This is a genomic window from Lichenihabitans sp. Uapishka_5 (assembly GCF_033947565.1).
GTDB lineage: Bacteria > Pseudomonadota > Alphaproteobacteria > Rhizobiales > Beijerinckiaceae > Lichenihabitans.
In genome coordinates this window covers 1-14,474 of record NZ_JARPVX010000089.1, presented here as the reverse complement: position 1 = coordinate 14,474, position 14,474 = coordinate 1, and the positions used below count along the sequence as shown (strand labels likewise).

At 67.2% G+C, this 14,474-nt stretch carries 11 protein-coding genes; 5 read left to right on the top strand and 6 right to left on the bottom strand.

Annotated features, from left to right (window positions below):
* Positions 1 to 236: 236 nt before the first annotated feature.
* From metG to P7D22_RS19655, 3 genes are read left to right on the top strand one after another with little or no spacing between them, the layout of a single operon-like run.
* Positions 237 to 1,787: a methionine--tRNA ligase gene (metG, locus tag P7D22_RS19665; protein ID WP_319935957.1), complete on the top strand. Its 1,551-nt coding sequence runs from the start codon at positions 237 to 239 to the stop codon at positions 1,785 to 1,787.
* Positions 1,788 to 1,800: 13 nt separating this feature from the next.
* Positions 1,801 to 2,592: a TatD family hydrolase gene (locus P7D22_RS19660; RefSeq protein WP_319935956.1), complete on the top strand. Its 792-nt coding sequence runs from the start codon at positions 1,801 to 1,803 to the stop codon at positions 2,590 to 2,592.
* Positions 2,589 to 3,389 carry an MBL fold metallo-hydrolase gene (locus P7D22_RS19655; RefSeq protein WP_319935955.1) on the top strand — a complete coding sequence of 267 codons (801 nt, stop codon included), beginning with the start codon at positions 2,589 to 2,591 and terminating at the stop codon, positions 3,387 to 3,389. Before P7D22_RS19660 ends, P7D22_RS19655 begins: the two co-directional genes overlap by 4 nt.
* 7 nt (positions 3,390 to 3,396) lie before the next feature.
* On the opposite strand, the gene P7D22_RS19650 is transcribed toward P7D22_RS19655, so the two are convergent.
* Entirely contained in the window at positions 3,397 to 3,666 is a 270-nt protein-coding gene (locus tag P7D22_RS19650; RefSeq protein ID WP_319935954.1) for a hypothetical protein, read from the bottom strand.
* Between the two features lie 207 nt (positions 3,667 to 3,873).
* Between P7D22_RS19650 and polA the strand changes: the two genes are divergently transcribed.
* Positions 3,874 to 6,936, top strand: coding sequence for a DNA polymerase I (gene polA / locus P7D22_RS19645; RefSeq protein ID WP_319935953.1), 3,063 nt, complete (start codon positions 3,874 to 3,876; stop codon positions 6,934 to 6,936).
* A 99-nt stretch (positions 6,937 to 7,035) separates the two neighbouring features.
* Here polA and P7D22_RS19640 read toward each other — a convergent pair whose 3' ends face one another.
* The 5 genes from P7D22_RS19640 to P7D22_RS19620 all read right to left on the bottom strand — a co-directional run bounded on the left by P7D22_RS19640 (position 7,036) and on the right by P7D22_RS19620 (position 13,037).
* Positions 7,036 to 7,935 (bottom strand): hypothetical protein, encoded by a 900-nt coding sequence (locus tag P7D22_RS19640; RefSeq protein WP_319935952.1) that lies wholly within the window; start codon positions 7,933 to 7,935, stop codon positions 7,036 to 7,038.
* A 205-nt stretch (positions 7,936 to 8,140) separates the two neighbouring features.
* Positions 8,141 to 10,429, bottom strand: coding sequence for an NADP-dependent malic enzyme (locus P7D22_RS19635; protein ID WP_319935951.1), 2,289 nt, complete (start codon positions 10,427 to 10,429; stop codon positions 8,141 to 8,143).
* Between the two features lie 124 nt (positions 10,430 to 10,553).
* Positions 10,554 to 10,694: a hypothetical protein gene (locus P7D22_RS19630; RefSeq protein WP_319935950.1), complete on the bottom strand. Its 141-nt coding sequence runs from the start codon at positions 10,692 to 10,694 to the stop codon at positions 10,554 to 10,556.
* 136 nt (positions 10,695 to 10,830) lie between these two features.
* Positions 10,831 to 11,037 carry a hypothetical protein gene (locus tag P7D22_RS19625; RefSeq protein WP_319935949.1) on the bottom strand — a complete coding sequence of 69 codons (207 nt, stop codon included), beginning with the start codon at positions 11,035 to 11,037 and terminating at the stop codon, positions 10,831 to 10,833.
* Positions 11,038 to 11,108: 71 nt separating this feature from the next.
* On the bottom strand, positions 11,109 to 13,037 hold the full coding sequence (locus tag P7D22_RS19620) for a potassium transporter Kup (protein WP_319935948.1): 1,929 nt from the start codon (positions 13,035 to 13,037) through the stop codon (positions 11,109 to 11,111).
* Between the two features lie 187 nt (positions 13,038 to 13,224).
* Here P7D22_RS19620 and hrpB point away from each other — a divergent pair.
* Positions 13,225 to 14,474: ATP-dependent helicase HrpB (hrpB, locus tag P7D22_RS19615; RefSeq protein ID WP_319935947.1), on the top strand; the 1,250-nt coding region annotated here is incomplete at its 3' end.

The window sequence follows — 14,474 nt, the reverse complement described above, 5'->3', positions numbered from 1 at the left end:
GCCGCGAGGCGCGCCAGCCGCCACCCTGGCGCGCCTCGCGGCCGCCTGGGAGCGCGTGCGGGCGCAGGCCCGCGAAGCCAGCGCCCTTAACCTCGACAAGCGGCCGGTGTTGCTCGGCCTCGTGGGCGACCTCACTGACGCCACCAGGGGTTGACCGGGGCGCGGCTTCCCCGGCAGAACGGACGCTGACGCCGGCCCATCGGCCCGCAGCGTCCCGCGAACCTCGACGGATCTTCATGGCCGGCCGCCCCACCTTCTACGTCACGTCCGCCATCCCCTATGCCAACGGCGCGCCCCATATCGGCCACGCCTACGAGCGCATCGCCAGTGATGCCATTGCGCGCTTCAAGCGGCTCGACGGCTACGACGTGCTGGTGATGTCCGGCATGGACGAGCACGGCCAGAAGATGCAGCAAACGGCCGCCCGCGAGGGTCTTACCCCACAAGGGTTGGCCGACCGCACGGCGGCGCAGTTCCAGAGCATGGCGGAGCGGCTCGACGTGCGGGCCGACGACACCATCCGCACCACCGACCCGCGCCACGCCCGCGCCGCCCAGGCCTTGTGGAGCCGCATGGCCGCCAAGGGCGACATCTATCTCGCGAGCTATTCGGGTTGGTATTCGGTGCGCGACGAGGCCTATTACGACGAAGGCGAGCTCACCACCCGCGACGGCCGGCGCTTTGCCCCCACCGGCACCCCGGTCGAGTGGATGGAGGAGGAAAGCTATTTCTTCCGCTTGTCGGCCTATGCCGACAGGCTGCTGGCGCTCTACCGCGACCAGCCGGATTTCGTCACGCCCGAACAATACCGCAACGAGATCGTCAGCTTCGTGACGCGCGGCCTGAAGGACCTGTCGATCTCCCGCACCACCTTCGATTGGGGCGTGCCGGTGCCGGGCGACCCGAAGCACGTCATGTACGTCTGGGTGGACGCGCTCGCCAATTATCTCACCGGCACGGGCTTCCCCGATCCCGACGCCGCTCGCGCCCGTTATTGGCCCGCTCAGGTGCATGACGTTGGCAAGGACATCACCCGGTTTCATGCCATTTACTGGCCGGCCTTCCTCCTGTCGGCGGACCTGCCCCTGCCCCGCCAGGTGGTGGCGCACGGCTTCCTCTTCAACAAGGGGGAGAAGATGTCGAAGTCGGTCGGCAACGTCATCGATCCGATGGCGCTGGCCGATGCCTATGGGGTGGACCAGCTGCGCTATTTCCTGTTGCGCGAGGTGCCGTTCGGGCAGGACGGCAGCTATTCGCACGAGGCGATCGTCGCCCGCATCAACGCCGACCTCGCCAACGACCTCGGCAACCTGGCCCAGCGCTCGCTGAGCATGATCGGCAAGAACTGCGGCGGCGCCCTGCCCCAGCCGGGCGACTTCACCCCAGCCGACCTCACCATCCTGGCCGAGGCCGACGCGCTGTTGGCGAGCGTCCGCGCCCAGATGCAGACCTTCGCGCTGCATGGCCTGCTGGGCGAGATCTGGCGCGTCGTGGCCGAGGCGAACCGTTATTTCGCCACCGAGGAACCCTGGATCAAGCGCAAGACCGATGCGGCCCGGATGAACACCATCCTTTACGTCACCGCGGAGGTGCTGCGCACGCTGGCGATCCTGGCCCAGCCGGCCATGCCGACCGCGATGGCGACGCTGCTCGACCTGTTGGCCGTCGACCCTGGGGCGCGCGATTTCGCCCATCTCGGCGCCGACCACCGGCTTGCGCCGGGCACGGTGCTGCCGACCCCGACCGGCATCTTCCCGCGCTATGTCGAGCCCGAGGCGACGGCGTGACGGGGCGCGCCTGATGCTCGTCGACTCGCACTGCCACCTCGACTTCCCCGATTTTGCGGACGAACTCGACGCCGTGGTCGAGCGCGCCAAGCAGGCGGGCGTCGGCCGGCTCATCACCATCTCGACCCGGGTGGCGCAGTTCCCCACGATATCGGCCCTGGCCGAGCGCTTCGCCGAGGTGTTCTGCACCGTCGGCACGCATCCACTGCAGGCGGCTGAAGAACCCGACGTGACGACAGAGGACCTGGTGCGATTGTCGGCGCATCCGCGCTGCGTCGGCATCGGCGAGGCGGGGCTCGACTACCATTACGACAAAGCCCCGCGTGACCTCGCGGCGCGGGCGTTCCGCACCCACATCGCGGCGGCTCGGCAGACGGGGCTGCCGCTCGTCATCCATTCGCGCGACGCCGACGACGACATGGCGGCCATCCTGCGCGACGAGCATGCGCGCGGTGCCTTCCCGGCCGTGCTGCATTGCTTCACCTCGGGCGCGGCGCTCGCCCGCACCGGGGTCGAACTCGGGCTGTCCATCTCGTTCTCGGGCGTCCTGACCTTTAAGAACTCGGGGGCGCTGCGTGAGATCGCGGCCGCCGTGCCGCTCGACCGGTTGCTGGTCGAAACCGATGCGCCGTTCCTTGCCCCGATGCCGCATCGCGGCAAGCGCAACGAGCCCGCCTATGTGGCCGAAACCGCGCGGGTGCTGGCGGAGGTGAAAGGCATCGGCTTCGAGGCGCTGGCGGCCGCCACCACGGCCAACGTGCATCGGCTGTTCAACAAGCTGCCGCCGCTGGGTGACGCCGCATGAGCCTGACGCTCACCATCCTGGGCTGCGGCTCGTCGGGCGGGGTGCCGCGGCTCGGCCAGGGCTGGGGGGCCTGCGATCCGTCGAACCCCAGGAACCGCCGCAGCCGCTGCTCGGTCCTGATCGAGCGCGAGGCCCCGGACGGCAACCGCACCACCCTGCTGGTCGACACCTCGCCGGACCTGCGCGAACAGCTCCTGCGCACCGGCACCGAGCGGCTTGACGCGGTGCTGCTCACCCATCCGCATGCCGACCACACCCATGGCATCGACGACGTGCGGCCACTGGTGATCCACATGCGGCAGCGTATCCCGATCCACATGGACGACCCGACCTGGGACGTGGTGGGCCACAACTTTTCCTACATCTTCCACACCCCGCCCGGCAGCATGTATCCGCCGCTGCTCGACCGGCATCGCATCGTGCCGCCCGAGCCGGTGACGGTGGAGGGGCCCGGCGGCGCCATCGTGGTGACGCCCTTCGTAGTCGACCATGGGGAGATTCCGGCGCTCGGCCTGCGTATCGGCGACCTCGTCTACATGCCGGATGTGAAGCGGGTGCCCGAGGCGGCCGTGCCGATGCTGAGCGGCCTCAGCCACCTGATCGTCGATGCGCTGCGGCCGCAGCCGCATCCCTCGCATTTCTCGCTCGCCGACGCGCTCGACTGGATCGCCCGCATGCGGCCGCGCGAGGCGGTGCTGACCAACCTGCACACCGACCTCGACTATGAGACCCTGCGCCGCGAGATCCCGCCCGGCGTCACCCCCGCCTACGACGGGCTGCAGATTCGGCTGCCGTAACGCACCCTTACGGCTTGGCGAGGCACCCCTGGGAATAATCCTTCCAGGTCATGCCGGCGGCCGCGCCGGTCTTCTTCATCGACGACCATTGATGCCCGCACTCGCGCATGCGCGACCGCGCGGCATTGCGGGTTTGCGTGGTGTCGCTCGGGGCCGCGCCGTCGTGGCTCGCCGGGATCGCAGCTTCCGCGGCACAGGCGCTTCCCGCCGCCGTGGCGCCCACCAGGGCCAGGACCAGGAGGGAGGCGGCTGCTAGAGCCCGGAGGTGTCGCGTCATGGGGAACCGGCGTTGGGGTCTCGGGGCCGCAGCAGGGCGCGGGGCCTCCGGTCTCGACGAGCCCGATGGCGACACTATGGCCGCGGGCCACGACCGGGACCGGCCTCCACAGCGGATAAGCGTAGCAGCCGGGCGGCGCGAAGGAGAATGGCTCGCGGCCGACGTGTCCCATTGCCGGGGCTGCCCTCCAGGCCCCATAAAGCGCGCATGACCCCGACCCCGACCCACCGCCCCGTCAAGCCCGGCGACCACGTCTTTCTGGTGGACGGATCGGGCTTCATCTTTCGAGCCTATTTCCAGTCGATTCGGCAGGATGCGAAATACAATTACCGCTCGGATGCGCTGCCGACCGGCGCGGTGCGGCTTTTCGCGACCAAGCTGTTCCAGTTCATCCGCGAGGGCGCCGCCGGCTTCAAGCCGACCCATCTCGCCATCATCTTCGACAAGTCCGAGAACTCGTTCCGCAAGGACCTTTACCCCGCCTATAAGGGGCACCGCTCGGAGCCGCCGGAGGACCTGCTGCCGCAGTTCCCGCTGATGCGCCACACCGTGCGGGCCTTCGGGCTCGAGCCCGTCGAGCAGGACACCTACGAGGCCGACGACCTCATCGCCACCTATGCCCGCGAAGCGCGGGCCGCGGGGGCCGACGTGCTGATCATCTCGGCCGACAAGGACCTGATGCAGCTGATCGAGCCGGGCGTCATCATGTACGACCCGGCTTCGGGCGACCCGTCGAAGGCCGGGTCGCGGGGCGAGCGCATCATCGGCGAGCAGGAGGTTGTGGATTATTTCGGCGTCAGGCCCGACCGCGTCGTCGACGTGCAGGCGCTGGCGGGCGATTCCACCGACAACGTGCCGGGCGCCCCCGGCATCGGCCTGAAGACGGCCGCGCAACTCATCACCGACTACGGCGACCTGGAAACGCTGCTGGCGCGCGCCGGCGAGATCAAGCAGCCGAAGCGACGCGAAACGCTGACCGATCCCGAGAAGGTCGGGCTGATCCGCACCTCCAAAACCCTCGTCACCCTGGTGCGCGACGTGAAGCTCACGACGCCGCTCGAGCGGCTCGGCCTGCACGAGCCCGATCCGGCGAAGCTCGTCCCCTTCCTGAAGGCGATGGAATTCACCACCCTGACCAAGCGGGCCGCCGAAGCCTACCGGTGCGACGCCGCGGATTTCGCGGCCGATCCCGATTACGTCGGCACCGGCGGCTGGCGATCCCGCAACGGCCACAACACCGACGGCGACTTCCCCGTGACGGAGCCCTCCGAGGCGCCCGCGGAGGGCAGCCACCCGGTCGAGGACGAGGCCACACCGGGCGCGGCCGCGGCCGTGCCGGCGCCCGCCCTGACGGGCCCGCAGCGCCTCGCGGCCGAGCGCGTCCGACAAGGCCAGGCCACCGTCATCTCGCATAAAGACTACACCACGATCACAACGCTCGAGGCACTCGACGCCGTTCTGGCCGAGGCCGCCATGACGGGCGTGCTGGCGGTCGACACCGAAACCACCTCGCTCGACGCCCGCAACGCCGCGATCGTCGGCATCGCGCTGGCAACCGCGCCCGGGGCGGCCTGCTACATCCCGATCGGCCACCTGTCAAACGAGGCCGAGGGTGGGTTGTTCGGCGAAGGGGCGCTGCTGCCCGACCAGTTGCCATTGGACATCGTGCTGGCGCGGCTGAAGCCGGTGCTGGAAGGGCGCGGCATCCTCAAGGTCGCGCAGAACATGAAGTACGACTGGCTCGTCTTCAAAACCCATGGCGTCGAGGTGCAGGGCTTCGACGACACGATGTTGCTGTCCTATGCGCTCGACGCTGGGATGAATTCGCTCGACTTCAACCGGCTCGACGCCCTGTCGAAGCAGCACCTCAACCACACGCCGATCGCCTTCAAGGACCTGACGGGCTCGGGCAAGAGTTTCATCGGCTTTGCCCGGGTGCCGATCGACAAGGCCACCGAATACGCGGCCGAGGATGCCGACGTGGCGATGCGCCTGTGGCTGATCTTCAAGGCCCGGCTGCCGGCCGAGGGCGTCACGACGGTCTACGAGGAACTCGAGCGCCCGATGGTGGAGACGCTGGCCCGCATGGAGCGACGCGGCATCCAGATCGATCCCATCATCCTGCGCCGCCTGTCGGGTGAGTTCGCGGCCGAGCAGGCGCGGCTCGAAGCCAAAGTCTACGTGGTGGCGGGCGAAACGTTCAACCTCGGCTCGACCAAGCAGGTGGCCGACATCCTGTTCGGCAAGATGGGCCTGCCGGGCGCCCGCAAGACGCCGACCGGCGCCTGGTCGACCCGGGCCCAGATCCTCGACGACCTTGCCGAACAGGGCAACCCCTTTGCTCGGCTGATCCTCGAGTGGCGGCAGGTGTCGAAGCTGCGCGCCACCTATACGGACGCGCTGCCGGGCTTCATCGATCCGAAGACGGACCGCGTCCACACGTCCTTCGCACTGGCGGCCACCACCACGGGCCGGCTGTCGTCGTCCGATCCCAACATCCAGAACATCCCGATCCGCACCGAAGCCGGACGCAAGATCCGCAAGGCCTTCGTGGCGGCGCCGGGCCACAAGCTGATCTCGGCCGATTACGGGCAGATCGAGCTCCGCCTGCTGGCCCACATGGCCGACATTCCCGAACTGAAGGCCGCCTTCGCGGAAGGCCGCGACATCCACGCCTCGACGGCGTCGGAAATGTTCAACGTGCCGATCGAAGGCATGCCGTCGGAAACCCGGCGGCGTGCCAAGGCGATCAACTTCGGTATCGTCTACGGCATTTCGGCCTTTGGGCTGGCCAACCAGCTCGGCATCCCGCGCGAGGAGGCCGGCGCCTATATCCGCACCTATTTCGACCGGTTCCCTGGCATCCGCACCTATATGGACGCCACCAAGCGCATCTGTAAGCAGCAGGGCTACGTCGAAACCCTGTTCGGCCGCAAATGCCATTACCCGCGCATCACGGCCTCGAACCCGGCCGAGCGCGCCTTCAACGAGCGCGCCGCCGTCAACGCCCCCATCCAGGGCACGGCCGCCGACATCATCCGCCGGGCGATGATCCGCATGGACGATGAACTGCTGCGGGCGAAGCTGTCGGCCCGCATGCTGCTGCAGGTGCACGACGAACTGGTGTTCGAGGTGCCGGACGCCGAGGTCGAGGCCACCATCCCGGTCATCACCCGGGTGATGATCGAAGCGCCCTATCCCGCGATCACGCTCGACGTGCCGCTGGTGGTGGAGGCGCGGGCGGCGGAGAATTGGGACGAGGCGCATTAAGGAGCGCCCAACGGTTCGCCTCTTATCAGCGTCTCTGTTGTAAGAAGCGATCTGATAATTGTGCGATCCCTTCAGTCTTGCTTGTCCTGCCGCCTGAAATCAATCAACAGCAAGCACATCAAAAGCAGATCGGTTTTCTTTCCAGAACGTAAGAAGGCGGTGTGCTGCGCCGTAAGCGGCCCGGACTTTCGTCGGGATGACGGACGATCCGTCAGAGATGACGAACGGTTCCAGTCCACGAATCTGCAATGCAGAAGAGCGCCCGTTCACCGACAACTGTCCAGGGACATCCTTTAGCATTTCTAAGACAACTCGAAGCTTATCGGGTTCTATGTTCTTGAACGCGAGATCCACCTCTCCTTTATGCCCCTTGAAATCAACTCGCAGGTATTTAGCTTGTTTTGGTGTTTCCGGCGCAAAATAGACACTACGCGGATATTGGGTTCTATGAATGAAGAACCCGGGAAAGTCGCGATCCAACATGGTGTAGACCGTGTCCCACCATGCTTTGACGTAAGGCTCATGGATCGCAATATAGGCGTCCCTCGCCTTTGGACCGAGTTTGGGCACAGCCTTTTCAAGAAAAGATGCGCGATAGCACGCTCTTAAATCATCTGGGTCAGCTCGCAGGTAGGCGGCTGCAGACTCAAAAGTAAGCTGAACAACATTGTCCGGCAGTTTTTCCTTTATGTAATTCGCAGGTGTGAAGAATAATACAGAGAAGCCAATCGTAAGATTGCGAGATACCTCGCCTTCGCCCCGGCGAACATAGCGTTCTAATTGGGAGGGCATAAGACCGGCGTCGATCTTGTCTTCGACAAAGAGCCGGTAAGTTTTCCCTCCCACTGTACGGAAGGTTGCTGCGATATCTGCCTCACTTCCGTCTTCGACATCCGACACATTGACTGAGAGTGCGGGATAAATCAGCGCGTCGGAAAGATCAAAGTGCCCCATGATCCAGGCGGCGAATGCTGAATTCACGCGAAGCTCTTCCGCCATCAGAAGATCTATATCTCGCTCTACAAATTTTCGTATGCCGCAGGGTGAAGGATGGGGATCAGCGTGCGAAACAAGGTTTCCTGTGACGATCATGCCGCTATACTCTGCTAGAGTAGATGCGTACTTAATTCCTTTAAGTTACATTCAATATCAGCAGCGTCTACAGGAAAATTGGCGTCACGCTTCTGTCAAAGCCGTACCAATCTCACCCCCCAACATTAAACGCCGCCAACGCCGCCATATTGACAATGTCGACGTCCTTGGCCCCGAGCGGCACGATCTGCACCGACTTGTCCAGGCCCACCAGCAGCGGGCCGATCAGGGTGGCGCCGCCGAGCTCCTTCAGCATCTGGGTCGAGATGGAGGCGGAGTGGAAGGCCGGCATCACCAGGACGTTGGCGACGTCGGTGAGGCGGGAGAACGGGTAGGAGGCCATGCGCTCGCGGCTGAGCGCCACGTCGGCCGCCATCTCGCCGTCATATTCGAAATCGACGTGCATGGTGTCGAGCAGACCCACCGCTTCTTGGACATAGCGGGTGCGCTCGCCGGCCGGGTAGCCGAAGGTCGAGAAGGCCAGGAGCGCCACGCGGGGCTCGTAGCCGAGGCGGCGGGCCACCCGGGCGGCCTCGACGGCGATTTCGGCCAGACCCTGCGCGTCCGGCAGCTCCGTGATGGCGGTGTCGGCCACCAGCACGGCGCGGCCGCGGGTGATCATCAGCGACAAACCCATCAGTCGATGGCCGGGCCGGTCGCCGACGACGCGCCGCACTTCTTCGAGCGCCACCGTGAAATTGCGGGTGACGCCCGTCACCACCGCGTCGGCGTCGCCATTGGCCACCATGGCGGCGGCGAAATGGTTGCGGTCCTGGTTGATCAGGCGCTGGCAGTCGCGCAGCAGGAAGCCGCGCCGCTGCATGCGCTCATACAGGAAATGCGCGTAAACGCCGTTGCGCTTCGACAAGGCCGCGTTGTGGATCTCGAGGCCCTTCAGCTCGTCGAGGTCGATGCCGGCCCCTTGCGCATTCGCCTTGATGCGATCCTCGCGGCCCACCAGGATGGCGGTGCCGAGCCCCTGGCCGACGAAAGACAGCGCCGCGCGCAACACCTGCTCTTCCTCGCCCTCGGCAAACACCACGCGCTTCGGGCTGCGGCGCACCTGGCTCATCACGCTCTGCAGCGCCCCGGCCACGGGATCGCGCCGGGCCGACAGCTGCGAGCGGTAAAGCGCCATGTCGCCGATCGGGCGGCGCGCGACGCCGCTGTCCTGCGCGGCCTGCGCCACCGCGGGCGGAATGGTGTGGATCAACCGCGGGTCGAACGGCACCGGGATGATGTAGTCGCGGCCGAAGCGCGGGCGGGCGCCCTGATAGGCCAGCGCCACCTCGTCCGGCACGTCCTCGCGGGCGAGGTCGGCCAGCGCGTGCACGGCCGCGATCTTCATCTCCATGTTGATGGTGGTGGCGCGGGCATCGAGGGCGCCCCGGAAGATGTAGGGGAAGCCGAGCACATTGTTGACCTGGTTCGGATAATCCGACCGGCCGGTGGCCACAATGGCGTCGTCGCGCACTGCATGGGCTTCTTCCGGCGTGATCTCGGGATCGGGGTTCGCCATGGCGAAGATGATCGGCTGCGGCGCCATGCTGCGCACCATGTCGGGCGTCAGCGCGCCCTTGGCCGACAGGCCGAAGAAGATGTCGGCGCCTTGCATGGCCTCGTCGAGCGTGCGCTTGGCGGTTTCGACCGCATGGGCCGATTTCCATTGGTTCATGCCGGCAGTCCGGCCGCGGTACACCACGCCCTTGGTGTCGCACAGGATGACGTTTTCGGGCGCGAACCCCATCGCCTTGATGAGGTCGAGGCAGGCGATGCCGGCGGCGCCGGCGCCATTGCAGACGAGCTTGGTTTGCCGGATGTCGCGGCCCGTCAGCCGCATGGCGTTCAGCATGCCGGCCGCCGCGATGATGGCCGTGCCGTGCTGGTCGTCATGGAATACCGGGATGTCCATGAGTTCGCGCAGCCGCTCCTCGATGACGAAGCACTCGGGCGCCTTGATGTCCTCGAGGTTGATGCCGCCGAAAGAGGGGCCGAGATAGCGCACGGCCGCGATAAAGGCGTCCGGGTCCTCGGTATCGACCTCGAGGTCGATCGAGTCGATATCGGCGAAGCGCTTGAACAGCACCGCCTTGCCTTCCATGACGGGCTTCGAGGCCAGCGCCCCGAGGTTGCCGAGACCGAGGATCGCCGTGCCGTTCGAGATCACCGCCACCATGTTGCCGCGCGACGTGTAGTCGAAGGCGGTGGCGGGATCCTTGGCGATGGCCAGTACCGGCACCGCGACACCGGGCGAATATGCGAGCGACAGGTCGCGCTGGGTCGCCATCGGCTTGGTCGGCACCACCTCGAGCTTGCCGGGCTTGCCGCGGCTATGGAAATGCAGCGCCTCCTGGTCCGTGATGGTGGGGCGCTTCGGCCGGCGGCTCGGGGTGTCGCTCATGGGTTTTGGTTTCCGTCCCTTTCAGCCGGTGTGGCATGGCGCCACCAGCTTGCCAAGGCGAAGGGCCGTGGAGAGCCCGAGGGACGGCGACCGAAGGTGGCGACGCCCTCGACCAAGGCGGCGCTCACCATCCAAACGGCGCGAACAGGGCGCAGAACACCACCAGCAGGACGATCAGCACGAGGCCGGCATCGGAAATCGGCGGCGGCCGGTCCGGCTTCGGATCGGGCGGCGCCATGGGCGGGGGTGGCAGGAAGCAGAGCATGGGCGCCCTGGAGGGTCAGGCGGAGCAGCCGCCAAGCTGACCACCGGCGCGCATGCCGGTCAAGCTCATGGCCTGCGACCGAGGTGCCGCCCGGGCCACGGGAGCTCCTCCGGGCCCGGACGAAGCGTTTGGCCTTTTAACGAATGCGACGGTGGTGCATGGCGCGATGATGGCCACGGCCCCGGTGCATGGCGCCATGCAAGGGGCGGCCCTTGCTCGAAACGAAGCGCCCGTGGCCCTGGGCCTGATATTGCCGGGCCGTAGCGGCTTCCGACGGCGCCGCCGCGAGCAGGATCGGCATCGCCACCAGGGCCGCACCCAGCAAACGGTTGAACAGCTTCATGTCATCCTCCCACTATGAGACGATGACATAGGGTGGCGCGGCGCCGTGTCGATCACCCCTGCGGGTCGGCCTCAGACCGAGACCTGGGCGCCGAGTTCCACCACGCGGTCGGACGGGATCGAGAAGAAGTCCGTCGCGGTGGCAGCCTGTTTCGACATGGCGATGAACAGCAGATCCTGCCAGCGCGGCATGCCGGAATTCGGCGACGCCTTCAGGGTACGGCGGCCGAGGAAGAACGACGTCGTCATGATGTCGAACTTCAGGCCCGCCTTGCGCAGGTTGGCGAGGGCCGCCGGCATGCGGGGCAGCTCCATATAGCCGTAATGCAGGTAGATGGCGGTGAAGTCGTCCGACAGCTTGGTGATCTCGAAGCGGTTCTCGCGCGGCACCCGCGGGCTGTCTTCGGTACGGACCGAAACGATCAGCACGCGCTCGTGCAGCACCTTGTTGTGCTTCAGGTTGTGCATCAGGGCCGAGGGCGCCACCTCGGGGTCGCTCGTCAGGAAGATGGCGGTGCCGGGCACCCGGGTCGGCTTGCTCTTGCCCAGCATGCGGACGAGGTCGCGGGTCGAGATCGAATCGCGATGGGTCTTCTGGCTGAGCAGCGCCGTGCCCCGCACCCACGTCCACATCACCAGCATCGAACAAGCGGCCAGCACCAGCGGCACCCAGCCGCCATCCAGCACCTTGACCAGATTGGCGATCAGGAAGGCGAGGTCGATGCAAAGGAAGAAGCCGATCACCAGCACGCAGGTGACGAGCGGCCAGCGCCACAGGTAGCGCACCACGAAGAAGGCCAGCAGGGTCGTCACCACCATGGTGCCGGTCACGGCGATCCCATAAGCGTTGGCGAGCGCGTCCGAGGACTTGAACAAGAACACCAGCAGCAGCACGCCGATCAGCATCATGCGGTTGGCGCGCGGCACGAAGATCTGCCCTTCGGTCGTCTCGGACGTGTGCTGGATCTCCATGCGGGGCAGCAGGCCGAGTTGGATCGCCTGGCGGATCAGCGAGAAGGCGCCGGTGATGACGGCCTGGCTGGCGATCACGGTGGCGGCGGTCGACAAGATCACGAAGGGGATCAGGGCCCAGTTCGGCACCATCAGGAAGAACGGGTCCTTGATGGCGGCCGGGTCCTTCATCACCAGGGCGCCCTGGCCGAGATAGTTCAGCAACAGCGACGGCAGCACGAAGAACAGCCAGGCGAGCTGGATCGGCTTGCGGCCGAAATGGCCCATATCGGCGTAAAGCGCCTCGGCGCCCGTCACGGCCAAAAACACGAGGCCGAGCGTCACGAAGCCGGAGGCGCCGTTGCCGAACAGGAAGGCGATGCCGCGCAGCGGGTTGAAGGCGTGCAGGATCACCGGCGCGTCGGCGATGTGCCAGATTCCCAGCACGCCGATCAGCGCGAAGAACACCAGCATGACCGGGCCGAAGAAGGCCGCCACCTTGGCGGTGCCGGACCGCTGCACGGCAAATAGCGAGATCAGGATCACCACCGTGATGGGCAGGATGTAGGGGACGAGCCCCTGCTCGGCGACGCCGAGGCCCTCGACGGCCGACAACACCGAGATCGCCGGCGTGATGATGGCGTCGCCCGAGAACAAGGCCGCCCCCGCGACGCCGAGCAGGAACACCACGCGGCCGCGCCGCTTCAGCACGCCTTGCGCGAGCGCCATCAGCGACAGCGTCCCGCCTTCGCCCTTGTTGTCAGCCCGCATCAAGAAGATCACGTATTTGACCGTAACCGTGAAGACGAGCGCGTAGATGAGCAGCGACACGACACCGATGACCTCGTCCGGCGAGGCCGATGTGGCACTGGTGTGGTGCAACGCCGTCTTCAGGGCATAAAGCGGGCTGGTGCCGATGTCGCCGTAGACGACGCCGACGGAGCCCATGACCATCGGCCAGAAGCCGCTCTTGGCGCCATGTCCCCGGTCATGGCTCGCGTCCATGGCCGCCGGCGAGACCGATGTGTCGCGCATGCTGTTCTGCGTCATTCCGCTCGTCTCGGGACCCGGCTGCCGGTTGTCCCTCGGGGCGAGACCTATACCGGTTCCGCATCGGCCCGAGAAGACCCCGCCCGGAGATCATGGGCCCCCACCGGTAATTCGGCGTGACACGGTGTCTCGCCCGGTGCCCAGCCTCCGGCTGGACAGGCTGGATGCGGCCCCCTAAGGCGCCCGCATGGCCGCTCCTCCCTCTCTCCCGATCGACGCCGTGCGGGCGCCGCTGCTCGACAGCCTCGAGGCAGGGCGGCGCGCCGTGCTGGTGGCGCCGCCCGGCGCCGGCAAGACCACCCGGGTGCCGCTGATGCTGCGCGACCGTGCCTGGGTGGCAGATCGGCGCATCCTCCTGCTCGAGCCGCGCCGCCTCGCGGCCCGGGCCGCCGCCGAACGCATGGCTGCCACCCTGGGCGAGCCCGTCGGCGAAACGGTCGGATTGCGGGCGCGATTCGACACCCGCGTGTCCGACCGCACCCGCATCGAAGTGGTGACCGAGGGCGTCTTCACCCGGCTGATCGGCCAGGATCCGGAGCTCGGCGGCATCGCGGCGGTGATCTTCGACGAGTTCCACGAACGCTCGCTCGATGCCGACCTCGGGCTGGCGCTGGCGCTCGACGTGCAGGGCGCGCTGCGCGACGACCTGCGCCTGCTCGTCATGTCGGCCACCCTCGACGGGGCCCGGGTGGCGGCGATCCTCGGCGACGCGCCGGTGATCGAGAGCCAGGGCCGCGCCTTTCCGGTCGAAACGCGCTACCTCGGTCGCCATGCCGAGCGCGACATCGCGGCCGATGTCGCGGCGGCGGTGCTGCAGGCCCTCGGTGAGGAACCCGGCTCGATCATCGCCTTCCTGCCCGGGCAGCGGGAAATCGGGCGGGCGGCCGAACAGCTCGCCGGGCGGGTCGCGGCCACCACCGATGTGGTGCCGCTCTACGGCGCCATGGACCGCGCCGCCCAGGACCGCGCCGTGCGGCCGGCCGCACCAGGGCGCAACAAGGTGGTGCTGGCCACCTCGATCGCGGAAACCTCGCTCACCATCGAGGGCGTCCGAGTGGTGATCGACAGTGGCCAAACCCGCGTGCCGCGCATCGAGCCCGACCTCGGCTTGACTCGGCTCGAAACCGTGCGGGTGTCGCGCGCCGCCGCCGACCAGCGCCGGGGTCGTGCCGGCCGCACGGAACCGGGCGTCTGCTACCGATTGTGGGAGGAAGCCGGCCAGGGCGCGCTGCAGGCCTTTGCCAAGCCCGAGATGCTGGATGCCGACCTGTCCGGGCTGATGCTCGACCTCGCCACCTGGGGGGTGCGCGACCCGGCAGCCTTGCGCTGGCTCGACCCGCCGCCCACCGCGGCCGTCGCGGCGGCCCGCACGCTGTTGACCGAACTCGGCGCAGTGACGCCCGACGGCAGCGTGACGCCCGAGGGCCACGCCATGGC